The sequence below is a fragment of the Paenarthrobacter sp. genome, assembly GCF_031180005.1.
In the GTDB taxonomy this organism is placed as follows: Bacteria; Actinomycetota; Actinomycetes; order Actinomycetales; family Micrococcaceae; genus Arthrobacter.
In genome coordinates this window covers 134098-154793 of sequence record NZ_JAPSHI010000002.1, presented here as the reverse complement: position 1 = coordinate 154793, position 20696 = coordinate 134098, and the positions used below count along the sequence as shown (strand labels likewise).

At 62.2% G+C, this 20696-nt stretch carries 17 protein-coding genes; 9 read left to right on the top strand and 8 right to left on the bottom strand.

Annotated features, from left to right (window positions below; translation table 11 throughout):
• Positions 1-22 precede the first annotated feature (22 nt).
• Both RIF72_RS03035 and RIF72_RS03030 read left to right on the top strand, forming a co-directional pair.
• Positions 23-1081, top strand: a complete 1059-nt coding sequence (locus RIF72_RS03035; RefSeq protein WP_309073389.1) for a phosphotransferase — start codon at positions 23-25, stop codon at positions 1079-1081.
• Positions 1082-1111: 30 nt separating this feature from the next.
• Positions 1112-2473, top strand: a complete 1362-nt coding sequence (locus RIF72_RS03030; protein ID WP_309073388.1) for an aspartate aminotransferase family protein — start codon at positions 1112-1114, stop codon at positions 2471-2473.
• A 99-nt stretch (positions 2474-2572) separates the two neighbouring features.
• On the opposite strand, the gene RIF72_RS03025 is transcribed toward RIF72_RS03030, so the two are convergent.
• Positions 2573-3529 (bottom strand): LysR substrate-binding domain-containing protein, encoded by a 957-nt coding sequence (locus RIF72_RS03025; RefSeq protein WP_309073387.1) that lies wholly within the window; start codon positions 3527-3529, stop codon positions 2573-2575.
• Between the two features lie 219 nt (positions 3530-3748).
• On the opposite strand from RIF72_RS03025, the gene RIF72_RS03020 reads away from it, so the two are divergent.
• The 5 genes from RIF72_RS03020 (at position 3749) to RIF72_RS03000 (ending at position 9542) form a co-directional block, all read left to right on the top strand.
• Positions 3749-4867, top strand: coding sequence for a PrpF domain-containing protein (locus RIF72_RS03020; RefSeq protein ID WP_309073386.1), 1119 nt, complete (start codon positions 3749-3751; stop codon positions 4865-4867).
• Between the two features lie 12 nt (positions 4868-4879).
• Positions 4880-6325, top strand: coding sequence for an SLC13 family permease (locus RIF72_RS03015; protein ID WP_309073385.1), 1446 nt, complete (start codon positions 4880-4882; stop codon positions 6323-6325).
• Between the two features lie 222 nt (positions 6326-6547).
• On the top strand, positions 6548-7666 hold the full coding sequence (locus RIF72_RS03010; protein WP_309073384.1) for an iron ABC transporter permease: 1119 nt from the start codon (positions 6548-6550) through the stop codon (positions 7664-7666).
• Positions 7663-8484: an ABC transporter ATP-binding protein gene (locus RIF72_RS03005; RefSeq protein ID WP_309073383.1), complete on the top strand. Its 822-nt coding sequence runs from the start codon at positions 7663-7665 to the stop codon at positions 8482-8484. The genes RIF72_RS03010 and RIF72_RS03005 overlap by 4 nt, the downstream gene beginning before the upstream one ends.
• A gap of 38 nt (positions 8485-8522) precedes the next feature.
• A complete protein-coding gene (locus RIF72_RS03000; protein WP_309073382.1) occupies positions 8523-9542 on the top strand; it encodes an ABC transporter substrate-binding protein in 1020 nt (339 codons plus the stop codon).
• Positions 9543-9647: 105 nt separating this feature from the next.
• Here the strand turns inward: RIF72_RS03000 and RIF72_RS02995 are convergent, their stop codons facing one another.
• The 7 genes from RIF72_RS02995 to amiA form a co-directional block, all read right to left on the bottom strand.
• Positions 9648-11312, bottom strand: a complete 1665-nt coding sequence (locus RIF72_RS02995; protein WP_309073381.1) for an ABC transporter ATP-binding protein — start codon at positions 11310-11312, stop codon at positions 9648-9650.
• Positions 11309-13069 carry an ATP-binding cassette domain-containing protein gene (locus RIF72_RS02990; protein WP_309073380.1) on the bottom strand — a complete coding sequence of 587 codons (1761 nt, stop codon included), beginning with the start codon at positions 13067-13069 and terminating at the stop codon, positions 11309-11311. Before RIF72_RS02990 ends, RIF72_RS02995 begins: the two co-directional genes overlap by 4 nt.
• Positions 13029-14201, bottom strand: coding sequence for a hypothetical protein (locus tag RIF72_RS02985; protein WP_309073379.1), 1173 nt, complete (start codon positions 14199-14201; stop codon positions 13029-13031). The genes RIF72_RS02990 and RIF72_RS02985 overlap by 41 nt, the downstream gene beginning before the upstream one ends.
• The gene (locus RIF72_RS02980) at positions 14201-15592 is read right to left on the bottom strand and encodes a YcaO-like family protein (protein WP_309073378.1); all 1392 of its coding nucleotides are present in this window, start codon (positions 15590-15592) and stop codon (positions 14201-14203) included. The genes RIF72_RS02985 and RIF72_RS02980 overlap by 1 nt, the downstream gene beginning before the upstream one ends.
• Positions 15593-15608: 16 nt before the next feature.
• The gene (locus tag RIF72_RS02975; RefSeq protein WP_309073377.1) at positions 15609-16682 is read right to left on the bottom strand and encodes a CocE/NonD family hydrolase; all 1074 of its coding nucleotides are present in this window, start codon (positions 16680-16682) and stop codon (positions 15609-15611) included.
• Positions 16682-17413 carry a hypothetical protein gene (locus tag RIF72_RS02970; protein ID WP_309073376.1) on the bottom strand — a complete coding sequence of 244 codons (732 nt, stop codon included), beginning with the start codon at positions 17411-17413 and terminating at the stop codon, positions 16682-16684. The genes RIF72_RS02975 and RIF72_RS02970 overlap by 1 nt, the downstream gene beginning before the upstream one ends.
• A gap of 81 nt (positions 17414-17494) precedes the next feature.
• Positions 17495-17596 (bottom strand): streptamidine family RiPP, encoded by a 102-nt coding sequence (gene amiA, locus RIF72_RS02965; protein ID WP_309073375.1) that lies wholly within the window; start codon positions 17594-17596, stop codon positions 17495-17497.
• Between the two features lie 105 nt (positions 17597-17701).
• Between amiA and RIF72_RS02960 the strand changes: the two genes are divergently transcribed.
• Positions 17702-18925, top strand: coding sequence for a hypothetical protein (locus tag RIF72_RS02960; protein ID WP_309073374.1), 1224 nt, complete (start codon positions 17702-17704; stop codon positions 18923-18925).
• Positions 18922-20682 (top strand): prolyl oligopeptidase family serine peptidase, encoded by a 1761-nt coding sequence (locus RIF72_RS02955; protein WP_309073373.1) that lies wholly within the window; start codon positions 18922-18924, stop codon positions 20680-20682. Before RIF72_RS02960 ends, RIF72_RS02955 begins: the two co-directional genes overlap by 4 nt.
• The last annotated feature ends 14 nt before the right edge of the window (positions 20683-20696 follow it).

Below are 20696 nucleotides of genomic sequence, written 5' to 3'. Positions count from 1 at the left end.
CTAAACGGCAGGAGCCCAAGACATGGATGTCAGTACCGATTCTGCCTTTATCGACGCCGTCGCAGCGGAAAGCGGGCTCTTGGCAGCCCAGTCGCAGCTCACTGACTCCACTGTCGTGGAGCTCCTGGGACAGTTTTACGGGCTGCAGGGAACACTTGTACGAATTCCAACGGAGAAGGACGAGACCTTCAGACTCCGGGACGGAGAAGAAGCGTACCTGGTCAAGGTGTCACCACCCGATGAGGACCCGGTGATTGTCGAACTCCAGACGACATGCATGGAGCATCTGGAGCGGACCGCCCCCGAACTTCCGGTGCAGCGTCTGGTGAGGAGCCGCAGTGGAGATCCTCAAGTGCTCCTCCCGGCAACTGATGGGCCCTTTAGCCGTGTACTTCGGGTGATGCGCTTCATGCCTGGAAATCTGCTGGCCGAACACTCCGCTTCAGCAGGTCAACTTCAGTCAGTGGGATCAAGCCTTGCCCACCTGGGCCTTGCCCTGCAGAGCTTTGCTCATCCCCGCGCTGACCGGATGCTCCTTTGGGATCTAAAACACTTCCACCGGATGCGGCCGTTGCTTGACTTCGTCGATGAGAACTCAAAACGCGTCCTGGCCGAGCAGGTATTCGATCAGTTCGATGCAAGGGTCGTTCCATTACTGGACATTCTCACCACTCAAGTTGTCCATGGGGATTTCAGCCCGTTCAACGTTCTGGTCGACCCACTTAAGCCGGACTATGTGGCCGGGATTATCGACTTTGGGGACGTTGTACGAACCCCCGTGATCTTCGATCTCAGCGTGACTATGGCCAATCTCCTGGGGGCGGATCCCGAAAATCCTTGGGAACAGGCTCTCCACGTCTTGGATGGCTTCCTGAGCATCCGTCCGCTGCCTGCCCGGGAGCTGGAAGCCCTGATTGTCTCAGCCAAGGCCCGTCTCCTGCTGCGAGCCCTGATCACGCAGTGGCGGGCCAGCCAACTGCCCCAAAGACGGGATTACCTTCTCTCCCATTCAAAGCCGGACTGGGAACGCCTCGCCTTCATTGCTGCGACCCCTGCACCAAATTTCCCCTCCACCCCCTGAACCCGACCCACCAGCATTCAAGGAGACATCATGAGCAACGCTCCCCAAACCATTCGCAAGCCATCCCGAGCCATGATCAACGGCTTTGATCCCAACCGTCTCAATGAGCTCCCGGAGCAGATGCAGAAGAGCATTCGACGCCGGGACCAAAGTCTGGGGCCGAGCTACCGGCTTTTCTACGACGAACCCCTGGAAATCGTTCGAGGCAAGGGCGTGATGTTGTTCGACCGGGACGGCAATGACTACCTCGACGTCTACAACAACGTTCCATCCGTCGGCCACGCCCATCCTCGTGTCATCGAAGCCGTGCACCAGCAGATGCAGACCCTGAACACCAACACCCGCTACGTCCAGGAGTCCATCCTCGAGTACTCCGAACAACTCCTTGCAACGTTCCCTGCCGAGCTTGGCCACGTCATGTTCACCTGCACTGGGTCCGAAGCCAACGACTTGGCCATGCGCGTCGCCAAGTACGTCACGGGAAACCAAGGCATCATCGTCACCTCCGGCGCGTATCACGGGCTCACCGCCGAAGTGTCATCCTTTTCGCCCTCGCTGGGTATCGGCGTTCCCTTGGGTGCGAACGTGCGGGTCATCGATGCGCCTGACGCTCTGCGGTACTCCTCAGACCAAAGCTCCTTGGATGATCATCTGCGTGACCAGGTACGTGCCGCCATCGCCGACCTGCATAGGCACGGCATTGGTGTAGCGGCATTTATTGCCGACAGCATCTTTTCTTCGGACGGTGTTTTCGCCGGTCCGTCAGGCTTCCTCCGCCCCATCATCGAGGAGATCCATGCTGCAGGTGGCTTGTACATCGCCGATGAAGTGCAGCCAGGCTTCGGACGCACCGGCCAGGAATGGTGGGGCTTTCAGCGCCACGGAGTAGTGCCGGACATCGTGACCATTGGCAAGCCCATGGGCAACGGCATCCCCGTAGCGGCAGCGATTTTCAAGCCGGAACTCCTTGTGGAGTTCGAAAAAAATATCCGGTACTTCAACACCTTCGGCGGGAACTCAGTAGCGATCGCTGCTGCTCAGGCAGTCCTGGATGTCATTCGCGAGGAATCGCTCATTGAGAATGCCTTGAAGGTGGGCGCAAAGATCATCTCCGAGCTGAAGAGTCTGTCGCAGGGCCTGGAACAGGTCGCAGAAGTTCGCGGCAGCGGCTTCTTTATTGGGGTCGATCTCGTCACAGACCGATCCACACTGTCACCGGATGGAGCGGCAGCAGCGGAAATTGTGAATTCCTTGCGCCAGGACCGCATTCTCATTTCTGCCTGCGGTGCCCAAGGCAACGTATTGAAACTACGCCCACCCATGCCGTTCTCCAGCAGGGATGCCGACCGCCTGATAGAGGCCATGGCCAGGGCTTTCACGAACTTACGCTAATCCAACGGCTAACAAGGCCTGTCAGCAGCACAAGGGGCGCCTCCCTATAGGGGAAGGCGCCCCCTGGACTTCGCAAGGACGCAGTCCGAATCTGGCCGCTCAGAGATAGTCGCTGCCACGTTCGCGGGCAATCTCCAGAAGGGTTGAGTGGAAGGCTACCTCTGCGGGTGCATATACCTTGTCCTGGCGCTGGGCCAGAAGAACCCTGCGCAGTGGGGCGTCAGCGCCGAGACTTAGGATCCTAACGTCCGGATGTTGCAGAGCCACTGCTGTTTTGGGGACCATCGCCACGCCCATGCCGACGCTGACCATGGCTTGAGCCTCTTGGTAATCATTGGCAAGGAAGCCGATAGTCGGCTCAAAGCCGGCGTCGTGCGCAGATCGTTGAAGTACCTCTACTACAGGGTGGGCTTCCGCGCGGACTATCCACGACTCCTTTCGGAGGTCTTTCATGGTCACTTCATCCCGGTCCGCCAGAGGGTGTCCCTTGGCCACCAGGATCACTGTGCTCTCCTGGAACACCTCCGTAATGCGAATGGCCTCGTCGTTGAACCGGTTCCATGGGTAGTCCCATAGCAAGCACAGTCCCGTCACTCCGGATTCCAAGTCCGAGACGAGTTCATCGAAGCGCGCGCTGCGCACGGAGAGGCCAATCGCCGGGTATCGCTTTTTGAACGCGCGGATCACCAATGGCAGGAAGGAACCGGCCAGTGTGGGGAACGTACCGACAGTCAATGAGCCACGCTTCAAACCGGCGATCTGCCCCAGGTCGGACCTGGCCGCTCTCATCTGTCCGACGATTTTCCGAGCATGCCCCGCCAACACCTGCCCCGCCTCAGTAGGAACCACCCCGCGGGATCTGCGGTTGAGGAGGGGCTGGCCCACCTCCTGCTCCAGTTTCCGCAGCTGCTGCGAGACGGCGGAGGGCGAATACATCATAATGTCAGCCGCCGCCGTGATCGACCCCTGCTCAACCACCTCCACCAGGAGGGCAAGCCGCCGGATATCGAATAATTCCAAGTTCTCATCGTTAAGCAAGTCTTCACCCTTCTTCATCTTTGGTTCATTCTATGCACTCTCCTGCAATGAAGGGTCTGCGATCCCACGAAATGCAGCTTGGACACTTGCCGTGCCCCATTACTCAAAGCTAATTTGCAGTGAGTGAAGCATTGCTACATTCCCCTTCATCTATCCAACATTGTCTTCACATGTGATCCGCATCATTCTCGTAATAGGCCACAAGTTCACTAAGTGCCACGGGAAGCAGGGAACACAATGAAGATCGAAGCGGAATGGATGCGCGGAGGCACCAGCAAGTGCTGGGTCTTCGAAACTGATCATCTGGAGAGGGCAGGCGCCGACCTGGACGAACTTCTGCCACGACTCTTCGGAAGCCCGGATTCCAGGCAGATCGATGGTGTGGGCGGAGCTACTTCAACCACCAGCAAGGCAATGATCCTGGGCCGTCCGGCGGACCAGGACGTGGATGTTGAGTTCACTTTCGCACAGGTGGGTATCGAAGAGGCATCAGTTGATTGGGGAAGCAACTGCGGGAACTGCTCGGCCGTCGTGGGTCTCTACGCTATCGAGAAAGGGTGGGTAGTGCCCGACAGTGATTCCACCCGGATCGTCACCCGGAATACCAACACGGGTCAGATCATCATTCAGCGCGTTTCAACTCCAGCCGGTGCCCTGCCGATCATCCCGGACGCACAGATGCCCGGCGTCGTGTTTCCCGGATACCGGGTGGGCCTCGGCTTCCAGAATCCGGCAGGCAAGACCACCGGGCGTTTGCTTCCCACCGGCTTAGCCACTGACACGATTGTTGCCGGCGGAACCCGCTGGACGGTTTCGATGGTGGACGCAGGGGCGCCTGTGGTCATGGTGCGGGCCGAGGAGCTTGGACTGGACACCGCCCGTTATGACACGTGGAAAGCCGGGGTCGAATTGCAACTGGACACCCTGGATATCATCCGTCGCCAGGCAGCCGTTCGGATGGGAATGGCGGCCACTCCCGCTCAAGCCGCGCGGGCTGTTCCCAAGCTTGCAATCATTGGGCCTCCCACAGGGCATGACGCCGAAAGTGACGTCAACGTCATGATGCTCTCCATGGGCAAACCGCATCCCGCGCTGGCTATCACCGGCAGTATTGCGCTAACGCTCGCTGCCCGCACACCCGGCACCGTGCTGCACACCATCACCGGCAACACAGACGAATCAGTTCTGAAGCTCAGGACGCCTGCCGGCGTCATCGAAACCTGGAGCGAGCAACTAGACGGTTCCGTCCTGGTGGGCGTCGACCGAACAGCCCGCACCATCGCTTCCAGCATCATTCACCTCCCGGAGACTCTCGGCAACGCCGTCGAAGCCTCACTAGCAACAGCCACTCGATGAGGAGAAAACACCATGGCTAAGACTATTTTCAAACCAGCTCCCGAGGCTGAGAGCGACATCCGGGAAGAACGTTCCCAGCGCCCCAACAACCGCCGCCGTATCCTGCTGATAACGGTTGCCGCTTCTGTCATCCTGGGTCTGGTTGCCATCCTGTTTGGGGGTGCCATCTTTAACCCGGCGGCTACCCCGGAATCGGAGCCGACCATGACAGCCACCCAGATCATCCCGCTTGTAATCCTCGTGGTGATGTTCGTCGTCGCCACCAAGTGGCCGTTGAACATCGGCGTCATGGGACTCGTCGCTTCCTTCGGTGTCGGCTACTTCATGCTCGGCATGACCGACAAGGAAATCCTGGCCGACTTCCCGGCTAACATCGTCATCACGATCATCGGCGTCACATATTTCTTCAGCATGGCCCAGCGAAACGGGACCATCGACATCATCGTCCAGAACTGCGTCCGGCTTGTTCGCGGCAAAACGTTGCTTCTGCCGTGGGTGTTCTTCCTCTTGGCGGCATCACTCACTGCTTTGGGCACGTTTTCCCCTGCCGCCGTAGCACTGCTGGCACCCGCCGCAATCGGGCTGGCCTACGAATCCCGCATTCACCCCGTTCTTATGGGCGCATTCATCATCAACGGAGCACACGCCGGTGGCTTCTCCCCGCTCTCCGTGGCCGGAGTTCTGGTGCATGACATCGCTGTGAAGAATGGTTTCCCGATCTCGCAAGGCGCACTTTTCGGAGCAAGCTTCGCACTGAATCTCATCCTCTCCGTCCTCACCGTGGTGCTGTTCGCCCTCCTGGGCAAACTTCGCGACGGGGCTGCCGGCCAGCACGCCGACCTCGAGACGCGAATTACCCGGCCTCACGGCCAGCAGATCCTCACTTTGGGACTCATCGTCGCCATGCTGGTCTGCGCTTTGGGCTTCCACATGCCGATCGGCTTCGTTGCCCTCTCCGCAGGACTCCTGCTGGCGCTGGTCAACATCAAAGAGCACCAGACCTTCATCGGCGGAGTCTCCTGGTCTACCGTGCTGCTCGTCGCCGGCATGATCACCTACGTTTCCCTCCTTCAGCACGTCGGTGTCATCGATACCCTCGCCGAGCAAGCCCTTGCACTCGGAGCACCCCTCCTCATTGCCCTGGTGCTCTGCTACGTCATCGGCGTTGGCTCGGCATTCGCCTCGTCCACCGCACTCCTGACGGCCTTCATCCCCTTGGCCGGTCCATTGCTGGCAACGAGCTCACTCAGTGCGTCCGGGACAGTGGCGGCCCTCGCCATCGCCGCAACCGTCGTGGACGTATCGCCGTTCTCCACCGACGGCGCCTTGGTGGTAGCCAATGCCCGTGAAGACGATCGCCAGCGCGTCTACAAGCAGCTAATGATGTACGCAGGTGGAGTAGTCCTGGTGGCACCCGCACTGGCCTGGGCGCTGCTGGTTCCCACGGGAATCATGTAGCTCCGGGCGGATACACGCCGACGAACCGGTTCGGCATGCGTAAGGAACCGCTCCCGCACACCATCGCAACAGGTAGCCCGACCGACGGGCGCAGGAGCGCGACCCAACGCAACAAGGGCAGGACCAACCGCTGGTGGTCCTGCCCTTGTTTGTCTTGAGAAAAACATCGCATGAGAATGATTCTCAGTTAAGATAACATTCAGAGTGTGATTGGACACTCCTATGACTGCTGACCTCGCGCGCCGCCCCGAGGGACTCGGCACCAAACCAACCGACCCACCGCCGGTCCCGCGCAGATCGACCCTTGAACGGCTTATGACGCCAGTCCTGGTGCTGGGCATTCTGTTACTTCTGGTAGTTTCCGGCAGTACAGGACCGCTACAAACCACGTTCATGGAATCCCTGCAAATCATGGCCGGTCATCTGATTCCAGGATTGCCCTGGATGACCGACGGCTCGCTGTCAGTGTCGCAGGACCAAGCTGTTTGGAGTTTCCGTGTCCCTCGGGCGCTCTTGGCGGGCATCGCCGGAGCGAGCCTCGCCCTGGCTGGCGCCCTTCTACAGGCCAACGTCCGCAACCCCCTCGCAGAGCCCTACATCCTTGGCGTCTCAGCCGGAGCCGGGGTGGGCGCCGTGGTCGCCATCGTGGCAGGCTCGACGGCGGTGGCAGGGATCGGCTTGAACGCGTCGGCCTTCGCAGGAGCTGCTGCGGCGACGGCCCTGGTGTACCTGCTGGCAAAGCAGGACGGTGTAATCGCCCCCTCCCGCTTGATCTTGGCCGGAGTGGCCCTGGGTTCACTCCTCTCAGCCGTCACGAACTTCCTCACCATCACCACTGACGCGCAGAACGTCTATAGCGTGCTCTTCTTCCTGCTGGGAAGCGTTTCCGCAGCCACCTACCCACAACTGCTGCTTCCGGGATTGGCTTTGCTGGCGGTAAGTGTTTTCGCCATGCTGCGCTCCCGTGCCCTCAACGCTTTCCTGGCAGGCGACGAGACTGCCACGGCCTTGGGAGTAAATGTCGAATCGATGCGACGAACGCTTCTCCTCGCTACCGCACTCCTAACGGCAACCACCGTTGCTGTCTGCGGTGGGATCGGATTCGTAGGCCTGGTAGTGCCGCATGCAGCGCGCATTCTGGTTGGTTCAGACCATCGAAAAATGCTGCCGGTCTCGATCTTCGGCGGCGCCCTCTTCCTGATGTTGACTGACCTCTTGGCACGTACCGTCGCCCAGCCTGCAGAGATTCCCTTGGGCATCCTCACCGCCACTGTGGGCGCACCGTTCTTCCTGTGGCTCATGCGCAGCAACGGTGCTGTCCGCGGAGGTATCAAGCGATGAATGTTGAATTCCAGAACGTGAGTGTCACCTTAGGCAATACGCGCGTGGTCCACGATGTCAGCTTATTCGCCCCCAGCGGGTCCGTGATCGGGATTCTGGGTCCCAATGGCTGCGGCAAATCCACTCTCCTCCGCACTCTCTACCGGGTGAACAAACCATCCACCGGACGCGTCTTGGTTGATGACGATGACGTCCGGCGCCTCAACTCCCGGCAGGCCGCCCTGCGAGTGGCAGTGATGGCCCAGGAATCCAACCAGGACTTCCCTATGACTGCCCGCGAGGTAGTGATGCTGGGCCGCGCTCCGCACCAGCACGGATTCGGCGCGGACTCTCCTCATGACCATCATCTGGTGCATCAGGCACTGCTCGACGTCGGAGCCTCCTCGCTCACGGACCGCTACTTTGCAGGATTGTCCGGTGGCGAAAAGCAACGGGTCCTGCTGGCCCGGGCACTCGTTCAAGAAGCACCCGTCTTGGTCTTGGATGAGCCCACCAACCACCTCGACGTTGCTTTCCAGCTGGAGCTCATGCACCTGGTCACCTCACGGGGACGGACTGTTCTGGCGGCCTTGCACGACATGAACCTTGCTGCGGAATTCTGCGACCACGTCGCAGTCCTGCAGTCCGGGAAGCTGCAGGCTTTCGGTCCGCCGTCGGCGTTGTTGGACCAAGAGCTCATTCGAAGCTGCTTTGGCGTGGATTCACGAAAACTCGAACATCCGCTGACCGGCAGGCCGCTGATCGCCATAGCAGCCGCAAGGCGGAACGAGGCGACAACGCCGGATAACGATCCTGAGTTATCTGCGTCCCGCCCCTGAAATTCCTCATCACCAAACACAACCCTGGAGGCACATCCATGAAGAAATCCACCCTGCCCAAAACGGCTGCAGTCCTGTCCGTGATGACGCTCACCGGCTTGCTGCTGTCGGGCTGCGGACAAGCGGTCAGCCAAGCGCCTGCAACGGAAAAGGCCGGTGTTGCAGCCGAACCCGCAGGCACCATCGAGAACTGCGGGCGCACGCTGACATTCACGTCCGTACCCGAGCGGATTGTCGCGATGACACCCGGACAGTCCGAGCTGTTGGTGAAGTTGGGCGCCGCGAACAAGGTAGCGGCAGAGGCTCAAACCAAGGGCCGGGAGTTGCTGCCGGAGCTGAAGGAACGTGGTGACGTCAAACAACTGAGCGATCAGATGCCACCGTCGCGTGAGGTCCTGCTCGGCGCCAATCCTGACTTCGTCTACTCCCCAACAGCCTACGAATTCACCGCCGAACAAGGCTTCGCAAGCATCGAACAGCTCAAGGAGGCCGGGGCTGAGTCCTACATAGCCACCGCCGGATGCATGGAACGCCGGAGTACGGCGGAGGTCAAGGACATCCTCACCGACATCGAGAACATGGGCGCCATTGTTGGCGCCGGTGGCAACACCTCAGCCGTGCGGACGGAAGCCGCTGATGTGCTGTCCTCCGTGGAGAAAGCAGTGGACGGCAAGGACAAACCCACCGTGGTGGAACTGTTTGTGGAAGGAAACTCGATCGCAGCCATCGGAGCCGGCATCGAATACGACATGATCAAGACCGCCGGCGGCAACAATCTCTTCAGCCCGTCAGACGAGGCATTCGCGAAGTTCTTCTCGGCGATGATCTCCCCGGAGACACTGGTGGAGAAGAACCCCGAGGTCATTGTGTTCACCACCCTCGATAAGGCCCACGAGGACGCCACCCGAACGTTTCTCAAAGAGAAGTTCCCCGAGGTGGCCGCGGTGAAGAACAACCGTCTGGTTGCCATCAGCTCAGACGACGTCATGCCTGGCACGTGGGGCAACCTGCGGGCCGTGGAGCAGATCGCAAAGGGCCTGCACCCGGACGCGCTCTAACCCCTCTTCGATGGCCACCGAGATGCCAGTTGGCGCCCATGTTTTCCCCAAAACATGGGCGCCAACTGCCATCTCGCGGGGGATGGGGGCCTGCTCACGGGGCAGCTACTCCCCCAGATGCACCCGCCGGTTGCACGCCGCCAATGTCGACTCCCTGTGTGACACCGTGATGATGGTGGTCTCACCCGCAATCGCTGCCAGGGCCTCCACCAAGGCACGTTCCGAGGCAGGATCCAAACTTGCCGTGGTTTCATCCAGCACGAGGATTTTGGGCTTGATCAACAGTGCCCTGGCCAAACAAAAGCGGGCACGCTCTCCCCCGGACAGGCTCAACCCCTGCTCGCCGATCACAGTATCAACCCCCTCAGTCCAGCGATCGCCGGCGAGCGGCAGCCCGGCACGCTCCAAGGCCCACAGGACTTCGGACGCGGTTGCCGTGGGGCACGCCAAGCGCATGTTGTCCAAGACGGAACCGTGGAATACCGGCGAGTCCTGCTCCACCAGAGTGACCGCACGCCGGAACGACGCCTCGTTCACTGCCCACGCGTCCACCTCCCGCCCATCGCGCGAAATCAGCGAAATGCTCCCGGAGTCCGGAGTCCACAGACGTACCAGCAGCCGTGCCAGCGTGGTCTTCCCGGCGCCGGACCGGCCACTGATCCCCACGTGTTCGCCGGGTGCCACGGACAGGGAAGTCCGGCGCAAAGCCGGCGCACCGTCGTCGTACGTGAACTGCAGGTTCTTTACCTCCACACCCAAGGGGCCGTTCGGCTCGAAGTCCAAGGGTGCCGGCAGGCCGCTTGTGTCCGAAGACAAGCCGATGCCCTCCAAAACACGCCGCGCACTGGCGCGGTGAGGCTGAAGCTGCGTCACGGTGGCCACGCCTTCGGCCACCGGTGCCAGCAATGTCAACGTTCCTGCAACCAGCGCCGGCAACCACACCGGTTCCACCCCGGGCTTTGCTATGGCGGCAAGGAATACCGCCACGACGGTGCCCAAAACGCACAGCTCACGCAGGGATCCCGCTAAAGCGAGGAAGGAACAAAGTTTGCGTTGTCCAGCGTCCACCGCGAGGCTCTGTTCCGCCAGTTGACGCTGCGCATGCTCCCGGAGACCAAAACCCAGGATTTCGCGGGTTCCTCCCAACAGGTCTACAGCCAGGACCGACACCGCGGACCGGGCTTCCTGAACCCGGGCACCCAACATGGCACCCCGGCGCAGACCCGGCAGCGTCACCGCAACCAATGCTGCGAACCCCAGTAACAGTGCCCCGGCAACGTCCGGACCAAGCGGTAGCAGGACTGCCACGCCAGCTATGAACAGCACGGCTGAGCCGGCAAGCTGGGCAATAGTGTGGGCGTAAAAGAACTCGAGCTTCTCAACATCGCCCATGGCAGTGGCAGCGAGTTTGCCGGTGTGCTGACCTGGCTTGCGGGAAGGAACTCCGCGGGCAAATCCGTCGAAGAGTGCCATCCGCAGCGCAGCCAGGATCTTGTAGGCAACGCTGTGGGAAATATCCATCTCATGCCAAGTGAGTATGGCGCGGAGGATCACTGCAGCTATCCCGGAAATCCACCACACGGGAGAAGCAACTTCCTGCCTCATGACCGCCAAGGCAACCACGTAGGAACCGATGACTGCCAGGACAATGAGAGCCAGATTATTGAGAATTCCCACCAGCGCGGTCCACACGATAGCGGCCCATTCACCGGACATGTGCGGAATCAGGCCAAGAAGCGGGTTACGGGGAGTACGGACTGTAACACTCATGACGTGGCTGCTTCCGGTTGCCGGGTTGTGAAGAGTTGCCCGTCGTCGAGTCGAAGTACGGTGTCTGCGGCGGCAAGGGCTTCGGGCCGGTGAGCGATCATAAGGACGATTCGCTGGGTAGACTCACGGCGAAGACCCGCCAGGACGCGTCCGGCGAGCTCGGTATTAAGGGCAGACGTGGGCTCGTCCAGCAGGAGAACCGGCCTGTCCACCAAGAGTGCCCGGGCGATGGCCAATCTCTGAAGCTGGCCACCTGAAACGGATCCGCCGCCCTCGGACAGCACGGTATCCAAGCCGTCAGGCCATTGCTGCAGTTCCTCCCCCAGTCCCGCCGTTTCAAGGACATCCCGGAAATCCGCCTCGGTAGCAGATGGGGCCACCACGCGGAGGTTTTCCCGGATGGTCCCCGGAAAGAGATAGCTGCGCTGGGAGACCACGCTGACGTCACCGGCAGTGAGAGGGCGGCCGTCCAAGCTGATGCGGCCGCCCCCGGAAGGCAGGAATCCCAGCAGAAGGTCGAACAGGGTGCTCTTGCCCGCCCCGGATACGCCGGCAAGCGCGGTAATCCCATCCCGAGGGATTTCGGCGGACGCCTCGTGAAGGACCCAGGGGTCTTCGTCGGAGTACCGGAAGCTCACGCGGTCCAGGGCGAGCGTTTCGGGAAGGCCGAGGGCATGACCCGGCTCAAGCGCCAGGGCCTCCGCCAAGCCCTTGTCCGGGCGTGCGGGGGCATTGCCGTGGTCGGCGCCGCCTGCTGCATCAATGCTCCCCAAGGCAGAGAGCCCCAGATACCCGGCATGCCACTGACGCGCCAGATCCCGCACGGGCCTGAACACCTCAGAAGAGAGCATCAACAGGAAATAGGTCACGGCAGCGGCCTCCTGTCCGGGCAACGGGCCTTGGCCCATGACCGCGAGCGCAGCCAGTGCCGCCGCGGCCAGCATTCCCGCCTGGATCCCGAAATCAGCAAGAGCGGTGTCCACCAAGGACGTGCGCATCGTTGACACAGTTGCCCGGTGCAACTGGTGCGAGCGATCGTTCAGCCTGGCCCGGGTCCGGGGAACAGCATGGAGAATCTTGAGCGTGCGCATGCCTTGGAGTGCTTCGAGGAAATCGGCACTGAGTGCTTCGTAAGTGTCCCAGTGATGCTGTCCGCGCTTGGCCAGCGCTTTGCTCCATAGTTTTGGAGCACCCACAGCTATTGCAACGGCGAGGCCAAGGGCAAGGGAGAGGAGGGGATTCAACCAAGCGATCCATAGCAGGAGTGCGGGAACAACTATCTGAAGTTGGAAGGCATGCGGGATGTACTGGCTGATGTAGCTATCCACCCCATCCACACCTTCGCTCAGAGCCAGCCGCCGGGCTCCACTGCGGTCGGAAGTGTCCCTCAGCCTCTCGGGCTGGAGCAATCGATCGGTAAGGGAACGTCGCACATTCAGGCGTACCCCGGATCCCAGGGAGCTGGCCAGCCTGGAGTGGAGCTGCTGCAGCACCAGCCGGCCAAGCCCGCAGGCGAGTACCCCGGCAAGGTACGGGACCAATGGGCCGTAAGTGCCGCCGTCGGGTTCTTCGGGAACCTTCACAAGGACAACAAGGGCTGCCAGTGACTGGGCCAGGAACCATGCCTGAAGCCAGTAGCTCGCGGTGGTGGCGCACAGCAACGCCGTTACACCGGCCAAGCGGCGGCGGTGGCCCACCGTCATCTGGAGGAGTCTCTTATTGACCAGCATTGGCGGGCCTTTCTTGGTATCTGTCATATGGTTCCCGGAGGACCACGCCGAGACCGTGAAGCGTGGTCCACCCACCTTGTGACCCTGTCCAGCCACCGACGGGCCGGAAGTCGAGAGCGGTTTCTGTCCCGAGTGCGGTATAGAGGATGTGCGCAGCCAGCGCGGATGACCACCACATGGCATCAGGGCTTGGTGTGGCTGAGGTTTCGAAGATCACCATGGCGTGCAGATTCCGCACCCAGTGTTGGCCTGCGCAACGTTCAGCGAGCAACGGCGACTGGAGCAGCTCTTTGGAGAGGACGCGGAAGCGGCAGGAAGGTGGGACGGGCTCGTGGAAGGTGGGCAGGCAATAATCCAAAAGCCGTTGAAGCACCATGTTCGCCTGGCCGCTGGCGGCCGACGCCCTTGACCGCGACCCGGGCATGTCGGCACTCCTGCGGGTCGCCAATTGCGTTTTTGTCACTCCGACGATCCGTGAGCCAGCGGGGTCCACGTCCGTTTTATCGGTTTCAGTCCATGCAGTACCGAGCGCCACTTTGGCCAGCGCGAACTCCGTAGTTGACCCCGGCCACCGCTGAGGTGCCACTACGTCCCACCATGCGATCACTTCAAGGGCCGCAGCGTGGTGCAGTAAGGCTACTGCCGCGTACGCGGTGTCGGCGATCAGAAGCGGGCCCGAGCGATGATGGTACTTCGACATGGTGCGTTGCGGCAGAACAGTCAATACGACGACGGCACCCCGGGCTGGTGCCCGCAGTTCCAGTTTGTCGTGGGAACTGGCGTCGTTTCCTTGAACTCGTAGCAGTTGACCCCCGCTGCTGCTGCCGGAACCGCCGCTGTTGAACACGTACATTCCGGGGGGCACGTCGCAGCCTTCCCCGCAGAGGACGCGAAGTTGAACGGGATAACAGCCTCCGGCCGACGGCACCGGGCGTTGGCGAACCTTGCCGGGCAGCCCGGTCACTGGATTGGGATGGAATCCATCGCTCCACCAGATGGCACGCAGCATGGCGGTGACCGGGACGCCGACCGCGACCGGGTGCTGGATGACACCTCGCACAGGGGTGTTTTGTGGACCGGCCGGCTCCAGGGGGCCGGGCACTTCGGCGGTCCAAGCACGGGCAAGACCGTCCGGCAGAAGCACGTCGGGTATCTCCATTACATGTGGGGCGGCGGCGTGAGAGTGAAGTCCTGCGGCCGCGATGGCATGGTTTCACGCCATCCTCGCTGGAGGGCCGCTGTGCCGAACCTGGGGCAACCCAGGTAGGCGAAGGCCGCCGGGGCGTTGGGAACCAGCCCTCCCACCACGGCGCGGACCACGCTTAGGCCGGTGGCACTGACGTCCGGAGTGGTCAGTTCGCGTGTGTACACGGTGTGGCCTGCTGACCCCAGGCGTTCGTACAGCGCTGGCATGGAGACGTAATCCAGGTCACCGATGTCCACCACACCGCCTGCCGGCTTGGTGAACCTGTCAGCGAGGTGGTGCGTACGTGGATCCAACCACACCTGCACGTGTGCTCCGAGGTCACGGACTGCACCGAAATGGGGGCCGACGTCGTCGAGGTACTGGCGGTCCGCACGGTGTTCCAGATACAGCCCCTTGGCCATGAGCCCTGCTTCCACGGCCTGGAACACCCAGCCGTCCGCGTCGGTGGCACCTTGGGAGTAAATCCAGGTGTGTACTGCTTCGAGGACTGCTTTGCGCGCTGCCTCAGCGGGATCGTTCTTGCACGAGAATCCGGCTGCGTACAGTCCGGTGTCGGGATCGAACACCAAGGCTGCCATGCAGGGGGCGAATTCGCTGGGCATTTCCACCACCCAGTACTGCAGGCGGCAACCGTCCATGGCATCCACCAGCCCGGGAACGCTCCCGGGCCTGATGCCCCGCGTGGGACCGTCCAAGTGCCACCACAGCTCCAGGGCGTCGCGTTCCACTGTTTCCAGCACCGCCCGGTTCGCAGCATCGGCAGGTCCCTGTCCTGTGGCGATCCCGGCATAGTTCAGATGGTGAAGCCGCGGCAGGCTCCGGAAGCGCCGCTGCCGCCAATTCAGCAAAGTGAGGCTTGCAGGAAGCCAGACTTTCGACTTGTCCGGTTCCCGCGTGCACGCGGTCCAGAGTGTGGGAGTATCGCCGTCGAGGTTACGGTAAGGAAAGGCCTCATGCTCCAGCTGCCAGCCTGCGAACCTTGGCAGTTCCTCAAGCCCGACGACAGTCCGGCCGGACGCTTCGAGCTCATGGACTGTCCCGGTGAAATATTCGTTGTCCGGGAGGTCCTCGGGGATGAAGTTGCCGCAGTAGCGTTCCATGCCTTCTGCAACAGCAGCGATCCAGGCCTGCCTGCTGTCGCCGAAGGTAGTGCCTAATGAGACGCGGTCGGCGGGCCAGTCACCCAGCCAGCGGGCGTTGGATACTTCAGCGGTCATGGAGGTGTAAGCGGGCGGCGCGTTGTCCGGGGTCAGGACAGGACGCACCCTGCGGATGATCCCTGTCTGCTCATCCACCAGGGTGTGCAAAGGCAGGAGGCCGAGTGCCTCGGCTGATGTGGTCATGATTCTCCGTGGTTGTTCATTGAAGCTGAAGAGAGTCCGTGGTGGCAGGGGTCCAGCCCCATGCACCAGAATGATCATCGGGCTGCCACTGGAGGGCCGGCGGGCGGGGCCCGTCTGCCGTGGCGGACTGGGAGCACCCGCCCGCTACGGCCAGGAAATCCTTGATTCGGGCCATCAGGCCGCCCTGTTCACGGAGTGCCGCGGCAGCTCCGGTGTCCAGATCCCTGGCGAGTCCGTGCCCCCATGGCCCCCAGATGGTTTGCACAACGCTCCCCGACGCCGCACCGCCCCAAGCCCGTGCCAGGGCCAGTGCTTCGGCAACAAAGAAGTCCCGCTGCCCGGAGATCATCAGGAGCGGGGTGTTGAGCTTGCCGTAGAGATTTTGGAGATCAAGGGGCGGGGCGTCCCAAAGTTGCCTCCATTTGTCGCCGGCACCGCTGCCATACTCGGCATCCCGGACAAGGCCCTGGAGCACCCATCCCATGCCCAGCTCCTCTGCCTGCCTATACCTCCGTTGAAGTTCCGCCGGGCTGAGCGCCTCAGCGGACGTTCTGTCGAATCCATGCCGATGCCACCACCCGATCCTGTCCTGGAACCGAGGTGTGCCGTCCGGATGACGGGCCGTTTCGTAGAGTCCCAGGGCTGGCACCATGGCCACTACGGCCACGGGTACGCAAGAGGATACTGGGCCTGCGGCTGTTCGCAGCACGAGCTCCATTTCCAGTACGCGAGCCGCCTCCACGGCAGCGTGGGCATCATAGGATGCGCCTGCGAGGATGAGCGGCCCACGGAAATAGTTGTTGGAGACCAATTGTTTCGCCGTGGCAGCTCCGTCCCGCCCCTCGCTGACGTAAGGATGCCACTCGCCGCCGGAACCGTAACGCCCACGGACGTCCTGAATCACTGCGTCGTAGCCGGCCCGCGTCCATGCCTTTGCCTGCTCGGCGTATTTTGTCCTGCCGTAAGGTGTCCGGATCAGGACCGTGCCCAGCGCCGTTTCCTCCGTTGAAGAGCGATAGTGGTCGGTGGCGAGCCGGACGCCGTCGTCAGCATAAATCTGAAGCGAATGCGCACCTGTTGCGGGAATCATCACCGCGTTGCCGGCCAGTTCTCATCCAGCTTGGCAGGCTCCGGGAACGGGAGAACGGGGTGCTCGCTGACCGCAAACGTCCCACTGTCCAGGCGCCAGAGGGTGCGTCGAAGTGCTGGAAGTACCGGGGAGTTTCTTTGCCAGGCCCTGATAATCGTAAGCAACCGGGCTGTCACCAGACCCAGGGTTGTCGCCTGCAGATCAAGGTCCATAGAAGCGGCGGGGGTGTCAAGCCAGGCTTTCAATTCGGTTGCAGCGGGTGAAGCTGCGAGCCTGCGCCGGAGCACCTGGGAGCTCGTGGGATCCTGTCCCGACATGGACAGCGGATCAATGAAGACCAGATCCCCTTCACGGTAGCAGCGCAATACGGCGGTCCCTCCACAAGGAAGACCGTCGTAGTGACTGCGCTCGGCCGGCGAGCCCGCGATGTGCAATAGCAGCCCCGGAGATTCGGAGTCTCCGGCGTCCTTGACAACGGCGGCAGCAATACCTGCGTCCCCCAACGAACGCAGGAGTCCGGACGCCACCTGCGCGGATGCCACTATTCCAATACTTTCCCGCCCAAGGACAGGACGGCCATCGGCCACGCGGCGTTCACGCAGTTCCTGGCTGATTCGGGAGTCAAGGGGCTTACTGGCTTCCAGCGGGCCCCCGAGGTGAAAGAAGGCGCCGTCGGCGCTGCGGATCGTGGTTCTTCCCGCGACGTCAAATAAATCTGCTGCGGTGCCCATGGTTGCCTTCCGGAAGTTGTGAGGGTAGCGGTGGAGCTAAGGGGGCGGGCACGCCGGCGCGCCCGCCCCCTGGCTTAGTGACTAGTCGAACGGGTTTTCGACCAGTGCGTTCGAGTGCGTTGCCGACAGGTGCGCCAGCTGCTCGGTTTCTTCTATTTCAACCAAAACCGTGGTCTTCTCCATGGTTGGTCTCCTTTCGGTGGTGTTGGTTGTCACTGCTTTTGCTGCGACAACGTCACACTATAGTTAATGAGAACCATTCTCAAACTAAGGGATCACGGAGACATAATGACTGAGGAAATATTGATAGTTGCGGACCAAAAAGCCGGTAATGTCCGGCTCCTGGAACCCCTGTCCGGACGAGTCCAGCGCCGTCTTGACTCCCTCGTCCTGGCCGAGCATGCCGGGTTCCTGCCCCTGGGTGGAGGAAAGTGCGCCTTCATCGACAACGCCGGGGGTGCCCTGGTAGTGGTCGACGCTTTTTGCGACGTGCCGCCGAGAATCATCCCGGTAGCCATCCCCGGGGAACACCTCGCATGCGACCCACCGGGCCGGTTTATCGCGGTCACCACAGGACTCGGCCTCTCATGGGAACCGTGGAGCGACCTCCTCACCGTTGTTGACCTGCAGTCCGACGGCGGCCCCACCTCACGCCGGATCCGCACCCGCGCGGGGGAACCCGGGGTGGTGGTGAGCGAAACGCCCGACGGTCCAGCCGCCGTCGTCCGCCACCGGGAACCTGGCGGCATCGAATCCATCAGCATCAAACAAATCCTCGATGAGGGCGTGCACTGCCCACAGCTACAAGGGCTCCAGGTCAATGCCTCCCCTGACGGTCACGGCGACGCATTCGACCCCACCACCGGCACCATGTTCGTTGCCACGGGCCAAGGCCTCGAACGCTTCGACGTGCGCAAACCTCAGCCTCAAATTCTTCCCGCCATCGCCTGGGGCGTGCCCGGCCGGGCATACTTCCTACGATTCTGCCCACGGCGGCGCGTTGTGGTGGCTGTCCTGCGCGAGGGCGGCGCGGAACCCCGCAGTTGGGCCACGTGGAACAACACACTGTGGGTCCACCACCTGGATACCGGGCAGACACAAAGCACACCACTGGGCCAAGGCCTGGTCTTCCGATTCGCGCTGACGGCCACCGGGATCGCCTCCGCACGGGTGCACCCGGACGGCGACCAACTAACAATGCACCACCTTGGACCATCGGACGTTGCCGCCCCGGAGCTGCGGGGTACCTGGGAGCTTCCCTCCATGGACGGGGCGCCGCGACCCGGGCATGAACCATGGGATAACGCCGAGCGGCGCGCCATAGCAGCCTCACCCTCATCCGAATTCGTAGCCGTAACACGCGGCGGGCACGGCGAAGTGCAGGTGGTTGACACCGCGGAGCCAGGAAACCACCTGCAGACCATCGCTTTGGACACTCCACTGCACGACGGCGGCCACCTCGCCTGGCTATCGGCGGAAGACACTGCTCCGGGTGACACGGTGGGCCGGTGAATGTCATCGGGAACATGGTTCCCGGGGCAGAACTCCGCCCACGGTTCCATGCCCTTCTGGAACGCTGGGATGCCACTCCGCGCCAAGGCCTTCCCCAACTCGCCGGTGGACAAGCAGCCTTCCTCTGGCGTTCGACTGATGAGGCCTTCGCCTCCCTGCACGTGGCTACAGAAGCTGAACTTCGCAGAGCGTGGGGTGTCCATCAACGCCATTCGTGCGCGACCACACCGCCGGGCGTCCGGATTCCCGCGCCCCCGGACACAGTCGTGAGGGGGTTCAGCATCTCCCCCGACGGAACCCGGATTGCGGCCTTACTGAGCACGCCGCAGAGCGAACTTGCGGAGGTCTATGTGCTCGCCCCCAAGGCCGATCCCCTCCACGTTCCCGGCGCAAGCGCATGGTACGCGCCGCCGCTCTGGGATGCGGATGGTACCGGGCTGTGGATCCTTAACGGCAAGCCACCACTGCAGAAGATCGGGCACTTCGCCGTTGGCTCGGGGCTTACGGCGGAACTTCCGTTTCCGAAGGATCTTGGGGCTACAACAGGCTGCAGGCTCTCCCTGACGCACACTGAAGGCCTTCTTCACCTCACGGCAAAGCGGCCCGCTGGCGACAATCGAACGTGGGAGCTGGCGGCGGGTGACTGGCGCGTGTCCACGACGACGGCGACCGCCTCCCGCCTGGCCGTGGTTTCGGAGGACGACGGCGACCGCCTCATGCTGGACGGCTTACCGGTACATCGGCTTTCTCCAGCCGAGTGCGTGCAATCGTTCGCCGTCCACGAACGGGGCGACTCCAAGGTCCTGTGGCTTCAGACAGCCTCCCCGGAGCGGCCGTCAGGCGTCTTCTGCGTGGAAATCCCCGCTGATACTCAAGCACTTGACACCCCTGACGTCACTCACATGCCCATGCCCATCGTCCATCGAAGGCTGAAGGCCCTGGCAAGTGACGGCGTCGAAATCCCGCTCATCGTTTCGGTACGCGCCGCGGATCTCGGGCGGGACGGGAAGCCGCTGCGGCCGCTGCCGCTAATCCTCACGTGCTATGGGGGTTTTGGTGTGAAGCACAAGACGGAGGCCGAACCGAGCGTGCCGGCGTGGCTGGAGAGCGGCGGAGTCTACGTGGCCGCGCAACTGCGGGGTGGCGGCGAGTTGGGAGCAGCGTGGCACGAAGCAGGTCGCGGGTCCCGAAAGATGCGGACAGTCCAGGACCTCATCGACGTCGCCCACTACCTGGCTGGCTCAGGCTGGAGCTCACCCGATCAAATCGTGTCCTTTGGCGCCTCTCATGGTGGTCTGGTGGTTTCCGCTGCCGCCCTGTTCTCCCCTGCATCCTTTGGCGGCGTGGTGGCCGTGGCACCATTGCTGGACACCGTAGATCTTCACCGACACGGCCTGGGACCGCAATGGCTTCACGAGTTCGGTGCTGACGGCGAATGTTCCGAAGAGCAGCGCGCAGCCTATTCGCCGGTTCACCTGCTGGAGCGGCCCGAGACTAACGCAGCAACGTTACCTCCCGTGTTGTGCTGTCTCTTGGAGCAGGACGAACGCGTGGACAATAGTGCCGCGGTCGGGTTCGTTGCCGGCATCCGCGAACGTGGTGGGCGCGCCTGGCTTCTCCGCGAAGACGACGGCGGGCATGGTCAGCGCGCTTCAATGGACGTGCTCGCCTTCTCCTCCGCCGTGTTGGCTTTCGCCGGCTCGGTGGCGAGCAGGGACGGAAAGTATGAGGGCGCAGGAGGAAACAGCAGAGGATAGTCAGTACCTCCGTG

Coding starts and splice junctions, on each gene's coding strand:
- RIF72_RS03025 (WP_309073387.1), bottom strand. CDS start 3,529: ATGAAGAAGGGTGAAGACTTGCTTAACGATGAGAACTTGGAATTATTC.
- amiA (WP_309073375.1), bottom strand. CDS start 17,596: ATGGAGAAGACCACGGTTTTGGTTGAAATAGAAGAAACCGAGCAGCTG.
- RIF72_RS02975 (WP_309073377.1), bottom strand. CDS start 16,682: ATGATTCCCGCAACAGGTGCGCATTCGCTTCAGATTTATGCTGACGAC.
- RIF72_RS03015 (WP_309073385.1), top strand. CDS start 4,880: ATGGCTAAGACTATTTTCAAACCAGCTCCCGAGGCTGAGAGCGACATC.
- RIF72_RS03010 (WP_309073384.1), top strand. CDS start 6,548: ATGACTGCTGACCTCGCGCGCCGCCCCGAGGGACTCGGCACCAAACCA.
- RIF72_RS02970 (WP_309073376.1), bottom strand. CDS start 17,413: ATGGGCACCGCAGCAGATTTATTTGACGTCGCGGGAAGAACCACGATC.
- RIF72_RS03005 (WP_309073383.1), top strand. CDS start 7,663: ATGAATGTTGAATTCCAGAACGTGAGTGTCACCTTAGGCAATACGCGC.
- RIF72_RS02985 (WP_309073379.1), bottom strand. CDS start 14,201: ATGGAGATACCCGACGTGCTTCTGCCGGACGGTCTTGCCCGTGCTTGG.
- RIF72_RS03020 (WP_309073386.1), top strand. CDS start 3,749: ATGAAGATCGAAGCGGAATGGATGCGCGGAGGCACCAGCAAGTGCTGG.
- RIF72_RS02995 (WP_309073381.1), bottom strand. CDS start 11,312: ATGAGTGTTACAGTCCGTACTCCCCGTAACCCGCTTCTTGGCCTGATT.
- RIF72_RS03030 (WP_309073388.1), top strand. CDS start 1,112: ATGAGCAACGCTCCCCAAACCATTCGCAAGCCATCCCGAGCCATGATC.
- RIF72_RS03035 (WP_309073389.1), top strand. CDS start 23: ATGGATGTCAGTACCGATTCTGCCTTTATCGACGCCGTCGCAGCGGAA.
- RIF72_RS02960 (WP_309073374.1), top strand. CDS start 17,702: ATGACTGAGGAAATATTGATAGTTGCGGACCAAAAAGCCGGTAATGTC.
- RIF72_RS03000 (WP_309073382.1), top strand. CDS start 8,523: ATGAAGAAATCCACCCTGCCCAAAACGGCTGCAGTCCTGTCCGTGATG.
- RIF72_RS02990 (WP_309073380.1), bottom strand. CDS start 13,069: ATGACAGATACCAAGAAAGGCCCGCCAATGCTGGTCAATAAGAGACTC.
- RIF72_RS02980 (WP_309073378.1), bottom strand. CDS start 15,592: ATGACCACATCAGCCGAGGCACTCGGCCTCCTGCCTTTGCACACCCTG.